The organism is Ignavibacteriales bacterium, assembly GCA_026390595.1.
In the GTDB taxonomy this organism is placed as follows: domain Bacteria; phylum Bacteroidota; class Ignavibacteria; order UBA10030; family UBA10030; genus UBA9647.
This window is the reverse complement of sequence record JAPLFQ010000006.1, coordinates 81,431-101,564: the sequence shown is the minus strand read 5'-3', so window position 1 is coordinate 101,564 and position 20,134 is coordinate 81,431. Positions and strand designations below refer to the sequence as shown.

The following is a 20,134-nucleotide window of genomic DNA, read 5'->3' as shown; positions in this document are numbered from 1 at the left end:
TCTCGATTGGGTTCGCTCACTCGGTCTCGACTACTCAAGGTCGCGTTTCTTGAAGTACCGCGACGAGTTGAAGCTCGCCGAAGGAAGACTCTCCCTTCCCCCTTCATTTCATCGCGAGGCATACGATACAGCCGCCGAGGCCAGTGATCTTATCTTTATCCACCTCGGGCTCTCTCGTATCCAAACTCCGAGCTTGATCGAGAAACTCAAAGTTGTACTTGAAGGTCCGAAACACGCAGTAGATGAGAAACCAGATGGCTCTTCTCACAAACCACGAAATACCGCCTTCGAGCTGGTCATAGCAGCCCATTTTGCATTAGCCGGGTTCACGGTGGATTTCGACAGTGAGGCCGATGTCGTTGTCAGCGATGAGAAGTCGGCATTCTACGTTGAATGCAAACGACCATCGGGAACTGATATTGCCGGGACAATCAATGACATTCATCATCAACTGCAAAGAAGATACCAGAACCATCAATTGGAGAAAGCCGCTCGTGGCTTAGGTGTTCTTTGCGTCACCAAAAGAATTCTCCCAAATTCTGAGACGCTGCTGGTGAATACGGCGCAAGAAGGTCATGATGCAGCGATGGATGTTTTGAAACGGGCACACGATGATACAAAGAAAATGTGGTACAAGAACCTCCACCATCAAACCATGGCCGGAATAATCTACCTGAGTATGCCAATTGCGATAACTGGGCGGAGTGGATTGATCGTGTCGCGACAATTTTCTGGCCGTTACGTGAGTAGGACACGCAAAACCGATATTGCCGCGCAAGATCCGGACCGGGTATATTTCAGCCAGATCATCAATCGTCTCAATCAGGGTGCCTTGGCTGCGTTCACATCTGACCGACCAGGCCAAGACCCACCTGTACCACGCAAGGATGAAGGTAACTCTCAGGCCTGATCGGTCTCAAAAAGCGCTACCCCTGATTCGTCGGCTTGCCTTTCCCCCCTCCCTCCTTGGTCGTTTTAGTTATTTCGGCGTTCGCCCCACCGAACGGAGACTCAATGTGCAGACCGTCTGTTTCCTCGGGTGCCACGGCTCGACTGGTGAACGCCGTTATCTTAACTGGACGCTCGACTTGATCTGCAGGCACAATCATGAAGTAATAATCGGCTCCGGTCAGCCCCATAGCCAGCCAATCGTCGTTCGCAATGAGTTTCCTTCCCGGAATCAACATGCCATGCTCATCCGATTTGAGTATCTGACTTCTGGTCTTGCCCTTGTTGTCCTTGTTCTTGTCAACCTCTTTCTTCGATGCACTGTGCAGAGCCGTCCGAATTCTCCCTATCCCGGATTCACTGAGACATACGAGTTCGACCATACTCTTATCAATCGCGACCTGACCGCGGTACTCCTGCAACAGGTTGATCAGTTCCTTGTAGATGGTGTCAGCGCACCGTTTAATATCGGCCTTGATCCTCGCCTCCAGTTCCTCCTTTTTTCGCTTCCGCTCCGCCTCCACGTCGTCGGCTGAAGGTGGCCCGCCGACGAATATGGTGGTGGTGGTGTGGTCCCTGATCCATTGGGCGATGAAATCCGCCACGGCCTGTTGAAGATTGAGTCCTTCCTGGATCGCCGCCACGAGTTCGTTGAAGATATTTTCTATGTCGTGCAGGAATCCCTCACAGTCCAACCGGATCCTCGACATGGACTCCACAGTGTGTGTCCCCGGTCCGACGGATACCATGTCATGTGCCTCTGCCGAATCTACCTGCGTTGCCTTGCCGTTTACATGTATGCGGGCACCGTCCGCCATTTGGCCGGCGATCCGCAAGCGCGTATCCATCAACCAGCTCATTCTGTCCTTGGCGGTTGCGACCGTCTTCGTGATCTGCACGTTGTAATCATGGCTGTGGATAACGAGGACCGTCGTTGCAGTGTCAACTTCAAATTCGCAGGTCCAGGTGATCTGAAGTTCGCGAAATTTGTCCCCTATGAGCTCTCGGAGCCTCTCTGCCGCGTCACTTACCCCTTTGTTGATCTCCCCGGCGAGCAACGTGGAGAAACTATTGAACAACCCCTGGAGTGCAGCGACGATCGCGTCGATGAGGTTCGCACGGATGTCGATCTGATATTCAGCCCATGGTTGGTTCAGCGTGATATCGTTGCCGCCTGCAGTCGGTCTCCCTTCAAACGTCTTCGGCGGATTGGCAGGAGCCGTCCACTGACCGTCCGGTAATGCCCTCTTGAGCGTGATCGTACTGTTCGGCTTCGGCGTCATTTTGCATCCGCCGTAGTCAGTCTGTTGGAGCTGGATAGAAGGCATCTGTCACCCTCCTCATGATGTAACCCTCACAAGAGACCCAATTGATCTAGACAAGCGGACATCCTGAGTATTTCACAACTCAAGAACATTGTCTCCCGGGTCCTTGCAGTGGTCTGGTTGTTTTGATTTGTAGTATTGGACTAAAACCTTGCCTGGATTTCTGGAAATGCGCTTGCTTTCAGAGGATCTTGTCGAGACCCTGGAACACGCAAAATTTCTCTGTTTCGCGAACGTTTACGATGAGAAAACGGTTCCGATAATGCGGGAGGGCCTTATATGTTCACCTTTTCACCTGCTGCTTCCGTCAGCCGATTCCTATTCCCCATGACAACCAATCAGTAGCAATGGTCTGACTTCGCTTGCTGCTTTCGGACTTGGCCGTGATCTCCGAATGCTCCCGACGTGCGAGGGAGTATCTGAGAAATCGGGCGATGGGCGCGACTCTTCCTGGATGACACATCGACAATCCACGATCTTGGTTCACTTCATTCTGAAGTGCAACTGGTCCTCTTACGGTGAACCCGATTCATCCACGATTCATCTCGAAGCATCAAAGTAAGCCGCTGGCAAGCACATATGAGTTGAAAGCGTCTCTCGATGTTCGCCCGTGTGTTTTTCCCCCCTACTGGCTGCTCCCCGTCATTCTCGTCATTTCGCCAAAATTGCCCATTCCTGCAGATTTTAGGCCTTCCTGTCGCTCTAAAGCATCGGCACATATGTCTTTATGTGCCATTGATCCATACCTCCGTTCGCTTCTTGCGAGTGTCCCGTTAATCGAATATATTTGTGGCAGATAGAACGTCTATCTGCCAGATATACATACAAAACCACCACCGTAAGCAAGTGATGAAAACACTCGATATCCGCAGCACTATATTGAACTTCACTACCGGCAGAAAGTACTTCGCCGTAGAGGCCTTGAGGAAATACCTCACCCGGAAATCCCTCAGATTCAAGGCACAAACGGTGCGCCAATATGCTTACGACCTGAAGGCAAAAGGCGTGATTCATGACGCCGGATACGGGTGGTACTCAACAATCGAAAAACCCTTCAGCCTGGATACGAGCCCCCTCTCTGACCTCGTCACTCTCCTTTCGAAGAAATTTCCACTGCTTCCGTTCTCGTGTTGGACAACGGCTCAGATACAGGGATACTCACACCACATACCAGTACGTTTTGTTACCTTGCTCAACGTTGACGTCGATGACGTGATGCCTCTGTTTGAGTATCTGCGAGGGGAGAACTTTAACGTTTACGCCAATCCAGGGAAAGCGGAAACAGCGAAACAATTCATGATAGGAGACCGCACAATCGTTCTTCGACCGAACATCACAGAGGCCCCTGTCGAAGCACATTACGCCTCGATCGAAAAACTCCTTGTAGACTTGTTTGTCGAAAAAGACCGACTTATGCTGATGGATAACGCCGAGTACGAACGGGTTGCACGGAATATTCTCGACTCAGGTCGCATCAACATGGCCCGCATGCTGCGATATGCGCGACGCCGGGAAATGCGTCGCAATCTGGTGAACGCCCTTCATCACGCCGACAAGAACTTGGTGTGTGAATGATCGACGAGACATGTTTTTCGAAAGAATGGATCAGCAACCTTCGCAAGCAATATCCTCAGGCAAGCCCTCAGATCCTTGAGAAGACGCTCTATGCGTTTGAGGCCCTCGGTGTGCTCTCGCGATTAGAGCATCCGTTCGTATTCAAAGGGGGTACAGCGCTGATTCTGCTCCTCCCCGAAGTCAGGCGCCTTTCGATCGACGTAGACATCGTCGGCGACATCCCGCTCAACACGCTTTCAAACGCCGTTCGGGGCACCAGGTTCACGAGCGTCAAAGAAGATATTCGTGCGGGAAAAGTCCCGGCGACACACGTCAAACTTTTTTATGAATCGATCTTCGTCCCGTCCGTAAACTACGTACTGATCGACATGCTCCGCGATAGTCACTCATACGCCCATCTTCAGAAGACGTACCTCCAACGGAATGAGCTTTTTCACGCCAAAGAACGCCTTCAGGTAACGGTTCCCGCGCTGGACGACATCCTCGGTGACAAGCTCACTGCCTATGCTCCGAACACGACTGGCGTGTTATATGAATCAGGCAAGGCACTGGAAATCGTCAAACAGCTCTTTGATATCGGAGAGCTTGTGCACAACGCCTCCTTTCCCAACGACATTCTCTCGACCTTTGAACGGGTTCGTTCACAGCAGAACACGTATCGCAACACGTCGTTTACCACCGATGATGTCCTTGATGACATCATCGCAACGAGTCAGCTAATCTGTCGGATCGACTTGAAAGGCTTCTCAGACACTCCGCAAAGTACCGAACTGCGGGCCGGAATGAAAGCAGTTCACCCTTACCTGCTGACGGAACGATTCGCGCTTCCTGATGCAAAAGTCGCTGCGTCCAGGGCTGCATTTATTGCCACGGTCCTTAAGAAGCGACTGCTGGAGGCGGATCTGGATCGATATCGCTTCGGCCTAGGGAAGATCGAGGACTTTCGAAATGAGCAATTGACTGGGAATCTCCTAGCGTTCAACAAACTCAAGAACACGAACCCCGAGGCTTTCTATTATTGGTGGGTAATTTCTAAGTTATTGCAATGATATAGAATCAACAAACCGATCTCAGATTAAACATCTCTTCTCCGATGGCTCAATTCCAGGCTTGGCGACCCTCAGAAGTAATGAGCTCCCAATCCATCAACGTTCGCTTTAATGAGGCCAGCCCATTCCTGCTATTGAAGCAGCAATGATTATTCTTCACTCCCGCTGACCGTCGGTGGTTGTTTTTACCTCTCCCACTCGCTATATTTCCCCCGCGTCACGTTCAAACATCTTATCCGAGTCCAGAGACCATTGAGTCCAGAGACCTAAGCTGCGACAGCCTGAATCCAGGCCGTCGGTTTAGGTCTTTTTCATTTCAATCAGATCGGATTGAATATGGGCTCAACCAAGGTCTTCAAGCGTACAACGCTCCCGTTTGACACACCTGTCCCAGTTCCTAGGAACTCAAACGAACTTCTGGTAAACAGCTTTGGATACGTCCGGGCAGAAATTAGCGGCGGGGTGGTGAAGGTTCAAACTAAGAAGCACAAGAACAATGAAAGGGAGTATGTCCGCATCAACACCAATGTCTCTCCCCCCACGATTGAATTCATCATTGAGGAAGAAGAATCCTAATTCTTTAGCAGAAATTAACTCGCGGGGGGAAAGGCGAGAATGAACCGGCCCCCACCACCATGGCCGCTGTCTTTCCCCCGCGATGGGATTCGCCCCAGGTAGGTAAATGCTGAAGTTCTGGTTTTGTCCAGTGTCTCAAAAGGCTCCGCACGTCTCCGTTGGTCTTTAGTTCCATAACGCCCGGGCTGCTTTCGTCCCCTTTTCTCCGGATTCAATGATTGTTGAGTCCTCCGGAGGCCACACAACGATTCCTTCGGCGTCCCTGCTGTCATCCTTCTCCACTGGCGCCGGCGAAGAGAACAAGGGAAACCGTCCTTCCAGTTTGTCACCGATGCTGAGGAAGCTCAGCGGATTCAGAACCTTCTTCATATGTCTCCCCTTGTGTGCTCTGAAGATACGATGTCGCTTATCGCAATGCAAAGCTTTCCCATTTGCATTTATGCACCAATCGCTTGGCATTTTGTTCTTCACGGTTGTTCAATTGCCCCTAGCCCCGAAATCATCGGCTGGCGCGATGGGCGGAACAACCCCGTGCGTTTAATTTCGGTGCAAACTCCTCCTATCCACACCGGCTTTGCTCAACTCCACGCACCGACATTCCGGCAATCGGGGGGCGGTTCAAACACGAGCGTCATGATTTCGGTCTCCTTCTCTTGGAGAAGCAAGAGAAATGACTGACGCTACCTTGTATTGACATGTGGCGTCACACCCAATCGAACATCCTGCCTTTTCTATTCCAAGGTGTTCCCTTCTTTTCAACCGCTCAAACTGCCAATCGTTTGCATTTGCTTTGGCCTATTTGTCTTCACTATCTTGCACCGCGTTTATTTTGTCCAAAATCTCACAATTCAACAACATGCTCTGTTTCAAACACCCCGACTTCACCGCGATTCTGGTATTCTCAGCACCGGATCCACACACTTAGCAGGATAGTAGCTCACCCTGCAATCATTTCCCTTCTTCAAAATCTAGTCTAGAGTCCAGAGACCTTCTGAGTCCAGAGACCATTCGGCGCAAGACAATCTTCCTCTTGCCGCCACACTGCTGGTCAATCCGTGTTCTCCTCTCTCATCCGGACCGGAACCCTGGACTCCCTGCAAATCATAGGACGCAGCCCTGCAATCACCAGGCTCAAAGCGAGAATTCCTTACCTCTCCGCCCAGGCTGAGCCCTTCGTGATCATCGGCGAGACCGGTGTCGGCAAGACACTTCTTGCCAAAGCCATCCATGCCCGCGGCCCTCGGAGGTCGTTGAAACTGAGTTCCGTCAACTTCAGCGTCTTGAGCGAACGCGATCAAAGGTTGGAGCTTGTAGGTGCTTGTCCCCCTGAACTCAACACCAACCACCCTAGCTGCCTCGAGCCCCCATCGACAATCGTCCTCAAGCACATCGACTATGCGGATCCCTTCTTACAGGAGCAGCTCGCAGAGGCACTTGAAACAAGGACTGTCACGAGACTTGGATCCAACACACCCCAGTTCGTGCTCGGCAGAGTCATCTTCACTCTCAGGCAACCATTGCGTACTCTTTACCGCGAGGGCAGAATTACCGATCCTTTTTTCCTCAAACTCAGAGAATACGAACACGTTACTGTCCCACCCCTGCGCAAGCGAAAGGAAGACATACCTCTCCTTGTCAACCATTTCTTGAATCAGTTTCTGGATAGCTGGGACCTACCGGACCCGGAACGCGTTCGGGTGAGACTTGGCATTAAAAGCGACGGAAAGTTGGAAGCTGGGGTTCTCAAACTACTTCAGAAACAGCGGTGGGAACAAAACGTCATCCAGTTGAAGGCCCACATCCGCAGCGTCCTGGTGGTCAATCCTCAAACATCCATTCAGGAGAGGGAAAATCTCGAGGTGATGAAAATGATCTTGATGATCGATGAGGGAACCGAGTTCTCTCTCCCCCAGTCTCTGTCAGTCATTGAAGAAGCTATCATCAGACGAGCACTGGCAAAGAATGCCGGACACGAACCAAAGACCGCACAATCGTTAGGAATTAGCGAACGGTCGTTCCGCCGAAAAACCATCCCCGCTTGAGAAGATCTGTTGGACCCTCATCCCAGCCGCAAACAGTCGGTCGATAAATATCCGCCGCAACCCCACTTCTATTGCACCGGCCACGTCACCGCACCTGTGGTCTCCAATCGCTCTTCCTCATCATCCGGCAAGCGATGAAAGAAGTTCAATCCCGATAACTCTTCTACCTTCCGAACGGTAACAGTGTAATCCTTCGAGCTTCCCGCTAGTTTTCCCAATTGATTCTTCATGATGAATGCGAACATCTCGCGCAGCCCATCCGGATGCTTACAAAGGATCACCTTGAAGAAGTGCGTCGGGACTGCAACATTGTCTGGGCCGATGTGTTCTTTGGGCAGACTCTTGTGCTCGAGGCTGTCCAGATACAAAGGGCCTGTGAATATCCAAATGCTCCCATGATTCTTCGCCAATTTCCGGACTTCATCCTCCAGATGCGACCAGGAGATTCGGTTGAGGTTTGGACGCTGCGGTGCCATATTTGACAAGAAGAAGGTCTCCGACATTGCCTCGTCACTTCTCTTAAAATCGGCAGCCGGTGCCATATGGCCTCGGTCAAACCCACTTTTTTCAAAGTCTCTGAGCTCGGATCTTTTCCCTTCTGGAAGATCGGGATCAGGACGAAATTTGTCCTCGCGGTTGACGTTCCCTTGCAGGTCTTCCTTGGTCAGATGATAAGTAACCCATTCGGGAACGAGCGTTGTCGTGTCGAAAAGGATTACATAGAATTGCTTTCTGAGAACGATGCCCCTGCCTCCTGGGTATCCATATTTCACATTGTCATCACCGACAAGAGGCGCAGGCATCGACGTATCAGCACTTACGGCTGTAGCGTCTCCGGCCCGATGCACTTTCTTGGTTTGACCGTTGCAGGCGACAAACATCATGCACACGTTAAGGAGGACAAAGAATCTCTTCATTGGGGTCCCTTGAGGCGGTGGTGATACGGTAGTCGTGCAGCAATCCAATTAATTGGTCAACGCAGAAGACCTGATATGGTGAGTCCTCGTTCTGAGCGCCCTCCAGAAAAGTGAAGCCCAGCAATCTCAGAGCGTTCAGTCTTGAGCTCGCTTACCACATTCCTACCTGATCCGACCAAGATTATCCTCTTCCTCACGAAACAGCGATCTGCTTTTTCGCATGTGTTGACTGGCCAAATCTACTGAGATAGCTTCACAAACGCCAATTCATGCCCACCACGACAATTTCGTAATATACTAGGCAACCCTGTCTCTCCAAAGCCGACATCATCCTTTCCTAATCCAAACCGTTTTCAATTTGCCAAAAGAAGTGAGTCCTCACGAAATTCATAGTACTCTGCCATTCACTTCACTTGAGGAACCACCACTATACTATTTCCAATTCGTATAAAGATTCCTAACAAGGAGTTGAGGCAACCTCGATAGTCGTTCCTATTTGGGCACAAAACGTTCTTTTCAATATTGCGCTTAATAATCATTCGCACTATCCTACTAAGGTCAGTAGACACTGGTTGGGGCAATTGTGCGGTAATATTCCGAAAATATTTGTACGTTTTTCGGACGACAAGAACTTGTCGGTACTTGTACCTATTGATTCTTTCAAAGACATCTCACTTCTTGAGTACACTACTGTTGTTGGCAACATTCTTCGACACCACGTTCTGAATCAATGAAACTCGCAGGAGAGCTAGATTAGGTTTGATCCACCTGAGACGGCTCAATTCTTGGACGGATCCTCCAATTTCAAGAAACGAAGGACTCATCCGATTAGCAGGAAGTCCGTCGTGTTGTGTGCCACTCTTGTTTCCATTTGCAATGAACATGAGGCTCATGGTTGACTGAATTGGTGTTTTCTCCGGCTCTCCGCAAGCTCCAGCAGAACACTCGTGCCACAGCCTTTATGAAGTCTGGATTGAACCGATCATTTCTTTTCTGACACCAACCCGAATGACATCCTGTCTTGTAAGAGATCTAAGGAGCCAGATAATGCGACTTTTCGCGTTAACGCTATTCTTGACAGTGGCCTTGCCGTCCGCCACAATTGCTCAGGCTAAAGTGACGCGCGTTGATTACGTGTTCCTAATTGATGTTTCGGCTTCAATGGTGGGACAAGCCGGACATACTAATATTTTCCCGTCGGTCAAAAAAACTATTCAGGAATTTGTGTCTCAGATTCAACCTGGCTCAAGGGTTCTCCTTTTTCCGTTCGCTGAAAAAACCCTTGGGGTAAAAACATTCGAAGTCAATAGCGTCCAGGACGCCAATGCAATTCAGGCATATGTTGACGCTTTGAACGCCGGCGGCCAGGCCACAGCGATTTTCAATTCGGTCGAAGAAGTGCTTCGAACTGTCGACCTCATGCGACAACAAGAAAAAGAACAAAGGCCGGTCGTGTTTTTTGTCTACACGGACGGCGATGACAATGTTAGCAAAGGATGGACTCTCTCAAGTATTTTGAATCACTTCAATCTCAAACGGGGCAAGGATGATTGGCTCTTCTACACAGAACTTGGACTTCCGCGCGATCCTAACAAAGAAGCACAGTTCAAGAAATTCGAAAGAATGCAGTATGTCCAGGAAAGAGCTGGCAATGTTCATCCGATAATCCAAGTTGAAACCGTGATACCGCTATTGAACTTCGGCAACTTGAAACAGACGCCAAGAACAACAAGAATAGAGAAGTTCATAGTTCGCGCAAAGGATTCACTGCCCACCAACTATACCGTAACTATAGAACCTGAATTCGCCAACCTAAAATCGCAAGGGGCTTATGCAGACGTCTCGCCACACACGTTCTATCCAGCCGAGAACGTCAATTTGGATTTTTCGCTTGTTAACTCACAAGGAATGAAAGAGGGCAATTACACCGGCCGTTTCCACCTAGTATCGAGCGACCCTTTGGTAATTGTCGTGCCTGATGAGATTGAAGTCGGGTTCCTTTTTGAACCGGAAAGAATCGTTCAAATAGTCCCTGCAAGCGGTGGTGTATTCCCACTTTCTCTGGGAGACCAGAAGCTCGCTCGGGACGAAGTGATTGAATCGAAGAAGACCTTTCTCCTTCGATTTAACCTACAAGCGGAGCAGGCCGGTGAAAAGATGAAAGTCCGCGTGACGGAGAATGACGCCAATCCCCAGCACTTGGACCTAGGAACTGACCTTTCAATACTTCAGATACACGGATCTGAAGGGTTGGTTGGTTCAGAGGTCAAACAGCTTGTATTCGTTTTCAGAGGCAAATCCGATCTCTCCGCTGGTTCTTACAGCGGCCAGATAGTTTTCGAAGGGCAAAACCTGCGGATAGAGGGGGCCGGGCTTGATGACGTAAAAGGGAATCCTCAAGCAAAGAGCTTGAGTTGGAGTTTCCATTTGGCGTCCCCTCCGTGGACATGGTGGGTTTGGATGCTTGCTGTGGTTGCGACTCTTCTTTGTCTGCTACTTCTGGCTTACACTGCGTACTGTTTGAAGGAAGGAGTCGGTCCCATTGAGGGCGTAGAAAGCCTATCGGCTACGTGGTTCCCAGTCCTTGAAGGTGAACTCGAGGTTCTCGAACCGGAAGCTAAACAGGACACGCATAGCCTGAGAGGTCGAAAAGAAGTCAAAGTCGGTGCCGGTGGTGACATCTTAGCTGAAATCGACGGTGGCTTTCGCATGGAGCTTGCCACTTATTTGGGTAGACGCGTTATCAAGATCACTGCAAGCGAAGATAGCGTCGTGAAGGTCGACGGTTCCCCAATATTCACTGAGCATATCTTTGATGGCCAGCTGATTGAATTTGGCAAAGTCGTTCGGGCAAAAATTAGGTACAACAACATTCGTCTTCCGAAACCGGACTGACGACAGGTACGAGATGCTTAATCTGGGAGGTTGATCATGCCTTATTCTATTCGTAGATCGATAATGGTTGGGCTTGGAGGCACCGGGCGAGACGCCGTATTGAACGTCAAACGTAAGCTTCGGCAAGTATATGGCGACATACCACCAACAGTTAAGTTCTTGGTGTTTGATACCACACAACCAACCTATCAACCCGATGGTGAAAAGCTCGAAGGTGGTGAGTTCGTACCCATCCAGGTCGAGGATGCCGCTGGCTTGATAAGAACTCAGCCCGACATCAGAAAGTGGTTTCCAGATCACGGTGTGCCCATTCGCTCCGCGATTGATGGAGCAGGGCAAATTCGTGGGGTTGGAAGAATGGCTCTGTTCGCAAACAGCAAAAGTGTGCTGTCGGCAATCCGAAATGTCGTGGGCAAAGTTCGTGATTTTAGCGTCGGACGAGTCCAGAACGACAAATACGAAGTCATGGGGAAGCACATTTCGATAAATATCGTGACATCTTTAGGAGGCGGTACCGGGAGCGGCACATTTCTTGACGTGGCGTTCTTGTTCAGAAACAGTGGCCTCGACAGCAATGACAAGATTGTCGGATATCTATTGTTGCCTAGCATTTTCAAATCGCATCCCTTTACAGACAATGTTGAACCGAATGCCTACGCAGCCTTGAAAGAGCTTGAGTACTACATGTGCCTCGAAGGTCAGTCCATCAACCAGAAGTATGGATTTGGTGATGAGCAAATCAGCATGGAAAAACCTCCTTTTAATCTGGTTTACCTCGTGGACAACATAAACAAACAGAATACGGAGTATCGTGAGATAGAGGACCTCACGGAGTTTTTAGGGACGGGCTTGCTCCTTTCTTGCGGTGCTTTGGCGAAGGGCAGTTCAGATACGCTCGATAACGCTACCAGCGTCCTTTCAGGGTTGAAAAAAATCCAAGGGAAAAGGCCACTGTTCTCAAGTTTCGGCGTCAGCGAGGTTTTCTACGATGGCAGAAGACTTGCGGATTTAGTATCAAGAGAAATTGCATTGAAGTTGATCAACATCTATGAGGGTGAAGTCAATTTGGACGTCTCAAACGAAGTCGAGTCACTTATCGACGTGATGAACATAAGAGAAGATAGGGACAGGGATGATGTGATCGACGCCATTATTCCTCCTTCCAAGTTGCGTGCCTTTGAGTTGCCAGATGCTCGAAAAGGGGCGGCTCAGCGCATCATAGAGACAAAGACCCTCTACACTAATCGAGCTGAGGAAGAAACCCTTCAGGTAGCGAACAAGAACTTTGACAACTTGTTGCAGCAGAAGCTCAAAGCATTGAGGAAGGAGCTAGAAGAACGAATCAACTCGGGGTACGGGATAACGCATTCTGAGAAGTTCGTCAACATATTGTGTGGGAGACTCGATGCATTCAAATCAATGATGCTCGACGAAAGAAATGAATACGAAGTAAGACGTAAGAAGACCCAGTCAAAATATGACGTTCTCGTTGAGGACGTTAAAAAAGCCGAAACGAAAATGCTTGGAACCACCCGGGCCGTTCAGGAGGCCTGCGCTAATTATCAACGCAATGCGATGAACGAGGCAATGGAGCTCAGAGAGAAGAAACGACGTGAAAGAGGTGCTGATTTCTATTCAAATCTCCTTGCGGAAATGAAAGGATGGCAGTCTCGCGTAAATGAAATAAAGGGCCATTTGTCGAGGCTTACACAATCGTTAAGTAATGATATTCAAAGAGCACAGGGGAAGAAACCGCAGATCAAGGCCTTTGCCATTAACTTGGATGACTACTTACTGAGCAAGACTGAGACCGGGACTGTGAATCTGAGCGATTTCATCACTTGGTTAAAGAACTCCAACCGAAGCATCACCGAATGGCCCGATATGCAAACACCTGATGTCGAGAAAGTCATTTTGGAGTATTGTGGTGAGCAGAAGGTCGTCAAGCAACTGGTGGACACTGACATTGAAACAGAACTCAAGAAACTCCCAGAAGCCGAACTCGCATCAATAGTCACACATCTGGATGAGATGGCAGCCCCCCTCTGGCAGTATACGGTTGAGGCGCGCAACAAGACTCAGACGATCTACATGTTCGGTGTACCGGATAAGGATGAGACGATAATGCGAAGGAAAGAGCTGCTTACCAAACTCACTGGCTCAATTGAAAACCCTTCATGCGTCGCTACTGGAGATCCACATCGGATCATCTTCTTCAAGACCGAGGTTGCCATTCCAGGATTCACCATCCATCGTGCCGCAAAGTTCCGAGAAGACTATCTTGACGAAAACGCCCCCTTCAATTATCACACGGATAAGAACATGGAGGCAAATTTCCCAGATCTGTTCCCGGAATCTGACGATGAGCAAGGAAGAAGATATTGGTCAATTGCCTTGGCCCCAGAAGATCTAGGATTTGGATTCATTCGCAAACAGGGGCAATACTACTATGCAAGATCGGAAAGCATGGGAAATGCTGTTGACAAATACATGGTGAAGCTAGCCCAGGGAAGAAGGGAAGCAATGAAGATGTTCATGTCTAATGTTGATCTCATTCGTGAGATAAGGGAATCTGTTGAATCACAGGCGAAGCGGCTTGGGAACGATTCTGTGGCAACAAACCTGGCGAAATATCGAGATCAACTCATAAGCGGTGCTACCGGAGCAGGTGATGACATCAAGAAACAGGTTGACCTAGAAATAAAAGATATTGACGATTACGTCAAGTCTCTGAAATCACTCTAGACACTCCTTCATATGTCCTCTAGAAATGTTCTAAAGCCCGCGATGCTGCTGGGGCTAGGCGAACGAGGCGTCGAAGCGGCCTCTGAGTGTTATCGCTTTGTTAAAGAAGTGAATCCACTTGTTTCCAAAATCGTCAGTGGAATCGGGATAACTTCTTCTGGAAGAATGTTTAGGCTCTCAGATGACTCAACTCTGCTTACGATCGAGAACCTAGCCGATGTGGAACACCCAAATCCCTATGAGTGTAACTATGGAGAGTTTGTCAGTCGGGAAGAAGATATCAGCGATATCCTGGCCTCGCACTTTGAGGCCTTGACAGGAATACGGTTCTATCAAGAGCTCGAAGAGGCGGGATACGAGATCAAAACTGAAAACGTGCAGGTCTTTGTATTTGCCCCCTCTTTTGATCTGTTGGGATCTGCGACTACGATTCCATTGTTAGGTATTCTCGAAGTAATGAAAAAGAACCGAAGGATACCCAAGAATTCACAGGTTTCGCTCTTTGTGCTTTTGGCAGATCTTTCTGGGACTTCGGACGCTAGACTCAAACGAATCGAATTGGCGAGAACGTTTCAATTTCTTTCCGAGCTAGACTATGAGCTGGGAATGAACCTAGTGAGTCAAAGCGATGCAATGTTCGACGTCGGTCTAACTTGGCTTCTCAGTGGCAAGAACGAGGACAACAGCCAGGTCGGAACGTTTGCCGAAGTACTAAGTGTAGTGACAAATACAGTGGAGTCGATGATCGCCTATCCTGTCCTTGGCGATCTGAGTTTCCGGCATATCCTTCTAACGAAGTTGCAGCAACGTGGCCGCTTCTATAGCTCATTTGGATCCAGTAGAATCATCTTCCCAGAAAAAGAGATAATAGATCTCCTCTGCTCGTATGCTGTCGCTGAATTGCTCAAGCCCATGGTGACAGATCTCGAAGAAGGACAGTTCGATCGCAGTCTTGTGTTTGAGGGATGCAGAGAATTTCTTGCGGCACAACATATTACATCGATTACAGATCTCCTGTCGAAAGAGGAGAAGGGAAATGCAATCTATCAAGGATTCTCACATCCTATTCCGAAAGATGACAGCATCATCCCAAACTTGTTCTACGCTGACGTTGAAAACAAGTTCAAGCTGTTCTCTGAACGGACTTTGAACGACTACATTGAAAAACTGTCGACCCAGTCACAAGCGGTGCTGCACGCCAAAGAACAGGCGCTTGAGAATACGATCTCGGTAGACGTGGACACAGAGAAGAGGGGATTGGGTTATTCGGTGGCCGTTCTCCGCTCCCTGCAAGGCCAAGATAGCAGATATCTGCGGGGTGACTCGCTGGAGATGAACCATACTATTGATGAGGTCGAGAAAACGGTCCGTTCATTTTACAAGGTATTGTTGGGTCTGGATGTCAAAGAGGGCTCGCTCGACAAACTTGATGCGCAAATCAAAGCCAAGGATCGACGTATTGGTGAGTGCGAAAAAGAACTAGTGAGGGTATCAAAGCTCCTTGAGCGAGCTGAGAGTCCGGCAGATATAGAGAAACTGAAATTGGATCAGGCCAAGCTACTGGAAAATAGCAAAGTGATTGCGTTTGAGCGGACGAAACTTGTTGATGAATTCGAGGACTTGAAGTCCGAGATCGCGAGGCTCAACCTTCATATCGACGATCTACATGAGAGAATGATTCTCAAGGAAGAGGAGGAAAGGAAAAGTGAGGAAGAAGTGCAGGAGGCAAGGTTAAACGTCGACAAAGCAGACAAGGCCTTGAAAGAGGCTCAGATACACTTGAAAGCTCTTGCAGAGCTTAGGCGTAGGATTTTTTGGATGCTTGCAGCAACAATTCCTGCTTGCGTTACAGCCATTATCCTTCTAACTGGAATATCCTTGTCGTATTTTGGCATCCTGGACTTCGCCAAGTTCCTAGGCTTCTTTCTGGATAATTGGACCATATGTTTAGGCAGTATTGTGGTGTACGCGATTGTATCATTCCTGTATTTTGAGAGGAAAGTGGGTCGTGAATTCAGGCAGACAAAACTCCTTGTCCAAGATCTGCGTAGCAGAAAAAAGAGTAATATGGTCCAGTTGGTAGACGCATTCAATAGTAAGGCACTGGTCAGATGGAGACACTTGGTTCACAACGAAGCACTTATGTGGGCGAAAAGCTTCCGAGATCGACTATTTGAGATAACCGAGAACATCGAGGGATTCATCAAAGCGCTTCAATCAACCCAATTGGCGGCTCTGAATTTGTGGGCCACGAAAAATCTTCCGAATACCCTGTCGAAGAAAAGTGTTCTAACAAAAAGCGAACTAGTCGACACATTCTACACCAAATCACCGCCATCCTTGGAAAAACACTTTCGAAAGGTCCCACTCTCTTCTTACGTGATTAAGCACTTGCATCAAGAAACTGATGGATCTCTCGAGGACGCATTGAAACAATTTGTGGCTGAAGAGTTTGCTTCTATTCGAAGCAAATGCGTCGAGGATTTCATTTTTCCTGAAGGACCAGCTAAGCGCACAGTCACGTCGGTCTACGTTGACTCAAAAATCAGGAGCCTCTTTCGATCGGCTGCCCCCTTATGTCACCTGGATGTAGTTGCAGATGTGGAAAAGGCCGAACAAAAGGTGGCGATTTGTGTCCAAGACAAGGAGAAGTCTCAGGTCCCTGAATTGGTGGAGAAATTGTTCAGCCGCAAGAAAGAGGATTTTTATTCCACAGGGGACAAAAATGTTCTAGAAATTGACAGATTTACGATCGGCTTTCCTCTCTTTCAGGTTAGTCAGCTAAAGTCTGCACAATCCTGTCACAAGGATCTATGTGAGAATGATGCTAAACGAGCCTACTCAATCGAGAAGATACGCTATCAGGGTTACTCTCCATATCCGGAAGCACTCATAGATCATGACATAGTTGACCAGAAGCGTAGACTTATCTTCGAGGCCGAGTTGTTTGGTTTTCTAAAGCGAGACGAACGGCGGAGGTTCGTCCTTCCGAATGATCCCGCTCCAATGGATGAGAACGAATTGATCAAATTTCTCGAGAGCTTCAGAGGCCGGACAGTCAAACGAAATCTCGAAGAGTCAACCAACAAAGCTAAGTACGAAAAACCGAAAGAATGTGTCGCCAGAGCATTGCGCTTTCTGGCACAGGAAGGCGAAGATAAAGCTTCTCAGCTGACCGAGATGATGATGGCAAAGAAGCTTCTTGAGGAACTTGATCCGTTAGCTTGACCGAAGAATTTATCACATGTAGTCTTGAAAGGGGGGACCATGGACGACAACGAAAAGCGACACTTCGATGCGGTCAATGCACTTCAAGAAAGAGCTTGGGATCAATTCAATGAACGTCGTAGGTATGAAATTCAAGTCTCCATGGCATTTTGGACCGCAATTATCCTTGCGATTGCTGGTTCACTCACCCTCGTGTCGTTTCCGGATATTCCTCTTGGAAGGATATCACTAGCCGCGATAGGCGTAATGATCTTTTCCCTACATTACTATTGGTGTGCTGGCATAATGCAATCAAACAGAAAGGATCGACTTCGAGCCATTGAGTACCAGGAATGTCTCCATCAAATGCTTCCCTTTAGTTATTCTCCAGAACTGAAGAAGGACCTAGAGAAAAGCAAGGATCAAGGAGCAGACCTGTCGAATTGGAGTTTCATATTCCAAGTAGGACTCACCCTAGTTCTGGTCATTACGCTTGTTGTTGTCAATTGGAATCGTTTTGGTGTAGCCGCACTTGCTGAAAGAACCGAGCAGAAGAGAATAGCCGTAGAACGGTCAGTGCTGGAAAAACAGGTTATGGAAAGCCAAATAGAACTTAACAGATCCACATCAGAGACCCAATTAAAGACGGGCAAAGCGAAGTGATGCAACCTGCCAGGCCTGGCTGCCGACCTGGTCATGTCTGCGATTGCAGCCACAGTAATAGAGGAAACGAGATGAGATAAGTGCGCAGGCGCCACACCAACCCACGAAATCATCACGCAGACGTTCGAGCCGACAATCCGTATTCAGATCGAGCGCGAGCACCAAATCGGCTTGCTCAACCGTTTCTTGTTAAGAACTCAACCCCACCCCCCTGCAACATCTCTTTGCAGTTCATCGGGACTCCAAACGTACACATGATCGCCCGATGCAACTTCGATTGACCTTCGTTCAGTCCATTCACTAGTCAACCACTTACAATTCGTCTTTCTTCCTACTTCTTTCGGTGTTTCCCACCTTCGTTCTCACGGCCCTTCAAATCTTCAATATGTGATATCTCCCAAACGCGGTGTCTCCCATCCCTTTCTGCCACCTGCAATACTCCGCGTCTCACCACTCACCAATTGACCATTCACAAAGTGTTCTTCCAGCATCCGTCCTACCCTCATCGCTTTTCGCGCGCCCTCACTTCTCACCATCTTCGCTCCAGCATCGTCCTGCCATCTCACGTCTCACCTCCAAAGCATTTCCCACGCTCTCACTTCTCACCACCACAGATCTCCCCCCGTCCCAGAAGTTCCCCAAAAATATCAGGCAATTTGCCTGATAGGAATCGCGCCCTCATACCCATTAATTGGTCGCCAAGTTCTTTGAAGCCCGCCTCGATGCATGACGAAACGCTGGCAGCTTCACGAATAACGGGGTCCGGTTCACAACGAGTTATGCAATAACCGACTCCCGTTCAGAGACAGTTATTTGCGCGAATACGCAGTAAGCCTGCCTATTAGAGAGTTTTTTTCGGAGAAGGCACAAATGCCTATGAGGGAGACAGCCAACGAAATCCAATCCACCCTGGCTGCATTCATCGGATATCTCAGGAGGAAGAACATGTCGGATCGAACAATCAGCGCCTACACCTCGGACGTCAATAGCTTCTTGCGCCAAAATGCCAAGGACACAGGATCAGCAAAGCTCAGTTCCATCATGGCAATTCAAACAAAGGACGTGGAGGACTACCTCCTTGGCTTGGCAAAGTCCGGACTCAATTTTCCATCCGTCAGACGAGCCTCTTTTGCGCTGAAGAATTTCTTCCTTTTCCTCGTCCAGCAGGGATCGATACAACAGAATCCCCTCTCGACGCTCACTGTTCACCCGGTCAGAGGCGCCCTTCTCTCATACGACCAGATTGTGGCCATATATCACTATCTGAACAGACGCCAACATTCGGGGGAGGAATCTGATGTTCTCCGCTATCTTCGGGACGAACTCATCGTATCGCTGATGCTCTTCTATGACGTCCCGCAGTATCGACTCTGTACGCTTCAATTGTCCTCGCTTCGGACCACCAACAAGTCTGTCTCTCTTATTATCAGCACAAAGTCCACGATTCAACTCCACCTGGCCATGCTCCGCAAACTCCGAGCATACTTGGAACGCCGAAAGACCGTGTCCGACTTCGTCTTCCTGGAGAATTTCTCCGACCAGCCTATCCACAGAATGACCATAAGACATACGCTTAATGAGCTGGGTTCAACTCTGGGCATCGACTGCACGCACAAGACGTTGCGTGACACCTGCGCGCACCTGCAGCAGCACCCAGAGGCCAGAGAGACGCTCATTCAGAAAGTGCTGACTGTCGGACAGACCCACAACTATGCTGGCTCCCCAAATGCGTAACGCTCTGCTCCGAACATGTGTGATCCTGGAACTTCTCATCGGCTGCAGTCATCCCTCACAGCTCGATGATCCGGATCTTGTGAGCAGCTTGCGCTTCGCTCCGAGCGCATTCGATTCGTTCAAAGCTAACTCAGAAATCCGCTACTCGCTCAAGAGCCCTGCGACATTGAACGCATTCATTATCACCATCGATTCAAATGGAAAGGAGTTCCTCGTGAAAACTCTCGTGCTCAACGCTGCCGAATCAAAGGGCTCACACGCCCACACTTGGCTCGGCGATACTAACGATCAACTGTTCGCTCCTCCGGGTCTCTATATCGGTGTCATCCAGATCCAGGACCGACGGTTCGAATCCACTGTTCTTGTCTTTCACTACTAACAGCGCACCATTCCCCCCTTTCTTCTCAAGGGGGGATAGGGGGGTGGGGGGTCTCATCCCTCGCCCCCCGCGCACTACA

At 49.1% G+C, this 20,134-nt stretch carries 13 protein-coding genes; 10 read left to right on the top strand and 3 right to left on the bottom strand.

What is annotated here, in order from left to right:
- Positions 1–49: 49 nt before the first annotated feature.
- A complete protein-coding gene (locus NTU47_02320; GenBank protein MCX6132623.1) occupies positions 50–910 on the top strand; it encodes a hypothetical protein in 861 nt (286 codons plus the stop codon).
- A 16-nt stretch (positions 911–926) separates the two neighbouring features.
- Here the strand turns inward: NTU47_02320 and NTU47_02315 are convergent, their stop codons facing one another.
- Positions 927–2,276, bottom strand: a complete 1,350-nt coding sequence (locus NTU47_02315; GenBank protein MCX6132622.1) for a hypothetical protein — start codon at positions 2,274–2,276, stop codon at positions 927–929.
- Between the two features lie 846 nt (positions 2,277–3,122).
- On the opposite strand from NTU47_02315, the gene NTU47_02310 reads away from it, so the two are divergent.
- Together NTU47_02310 and NTU47_02305 are read left to right on the top strand one after the other, a co-directional pair.
- Complete coding sequence (locus NTU47_02310; GenBank protein MCX6132621.1) at positions 3,123–3,848, top strand: hypothetical protein; 726 nt, start codon at positions 3,123–3,125, stop codon at positions 3,846–3,848.
- Positions 3,845–4,897, top strand: a complete 1,053-nt coding sequence (locus NTU47_02305; GenBank protein MCX6132620.1) for a nucleotidyl transferase AbiEii/AbiGii toxin family protein — start codon at positions 3,845–3,847, stop codon at positions 4,895–4,897. The genes NTU47_02310 and NTU47_02305 overlap by 4 nt, the downstream gene beginning before the upstream one ends.
- Before the next feature lie 741 nt (positions 4,898–5,638).
- On the opposite strand, the gene NTU47_02300 is transcribed toward NTU47_02305, so the two are convergent.
- Positions 5,639–5,842 (bottom strand): hypothetical protein, encoded by a 204-nt coding sequence (locus NTU47_02300; GenBank protein MCX6132619.1) that lies wholly within the window; start codon positions 5,840–5,842, stop codon positions 5,639–5,641.
- Positions 5,843–6,528: 686 nt separating this feature from the next.
- Between NTU47_02300 and NTU47_02295 the strand changes: the two genes are divergently transcribed.
- Positions 6,529–7,515 (top strand): sigma 54-interacting transcriptional regulator, encoded by a 987-nt coding sequence (locus NTU47_02295; protein MCX6132618.1) that lies wholly within the window; start codon positions 6,529–6,531, stop codon positions 7,513–7,515.
- A 68-nt stretch (positions 7,516–7,583) separates the two neighbouring features.
- Here the strand turns inward: NTU47_02295 and NTU47_02290 are convergent, their stop codons facing one another.
- Positions 7,584–8,432, bottom strand: coding sequence for a DNA/RNA non-specific endonuclease (locus NTU47_02290; GenBank protein ID MCX6132617.1), 849 nt, complete (start codon positions 8,430–8,432; stop codon positions 7,584–7,586).
- A 1,047-nt stretch (positions 8,433–9,479) separates the two neighbouring features.
- Between NTU47_02290 and NTU47_02285 the strand changes: the two genes are divergently transcribed.
- The 6 genes from NTU47_02285 (at position 9,480) to NTU47_02260 (ending at position 20,055) form a co-directional block, all read left to right on the top strand.
- Positions 9,480–11,327, top strand: a complete 1,848-nt coding sequence (locus tag NTU47_02285) for a VWA domain-containing protein (protein MCX6132616.1) — start codon at positions 9,480–9,482, stop codon at positions 11,325–11,327.
- A 36-nt stretch (positions 11,328–11,363) separates the two neighbouring features.
- Positions 11,364–14,072: a hypothetical protein gene (locus NTU47_02280; protein ID MCX6132615.1), complete on the top strand. Its 2,709-nt coding sequence runs from the start codon at positions 11,364–11,366 to the stop codon at positions 14,070–14,072.
- Positions 14,073–14,084: 12 nt separating this feature from the next.
- Entirely contained in the window at positions 14,085–17,300 is a 3,216-nt protein-coding gene (locus NTU47_02275) for a hypothetical protein (protein ID MCX6132614.1), read from the top strand.
- 39 nt (positions 17,301–17,339) lie between these two features.
- Positions 17,340–17,942 carry a hypothetical protein gene (locus tag NTU47_02270; GenBank protein ID MCX6132613.1) on the top strand — a complete coding sequence of 201 codons (603 nt, stop codon included), beginning with the start codon at positions 17,340–17,342 and terminating at the stop codon, positions 17,940–17,942.
- An 876-nt stretch (positions 17,943–18,818) separates the two neighbouring features.
- Complete coding sequence (locus tag NTU47_02265) at positions 18,819–19,676, top strand: site-specific integrase (protein ID MCX6132612.1); 858 nt, start codon at positions 18,819–18,821, stop codon at positions 19,674–19,676.
- On the top strand, positions 19,669–20,055 hold the full coding sequence (locus NTU47_02260) for a hypothetical protein (protein MCX6132611.1): 387 nt from the start codon (positions 19,669–19,671) through the stop codon (positions 20,053–20,055). The genes NTU47_02265 and NTU47_02260 overlap by 8 nt, the downstream gene beginning before the upstream one ends.
- Positions 20,056–20,134: the final 79 nt, after the last annotated feature.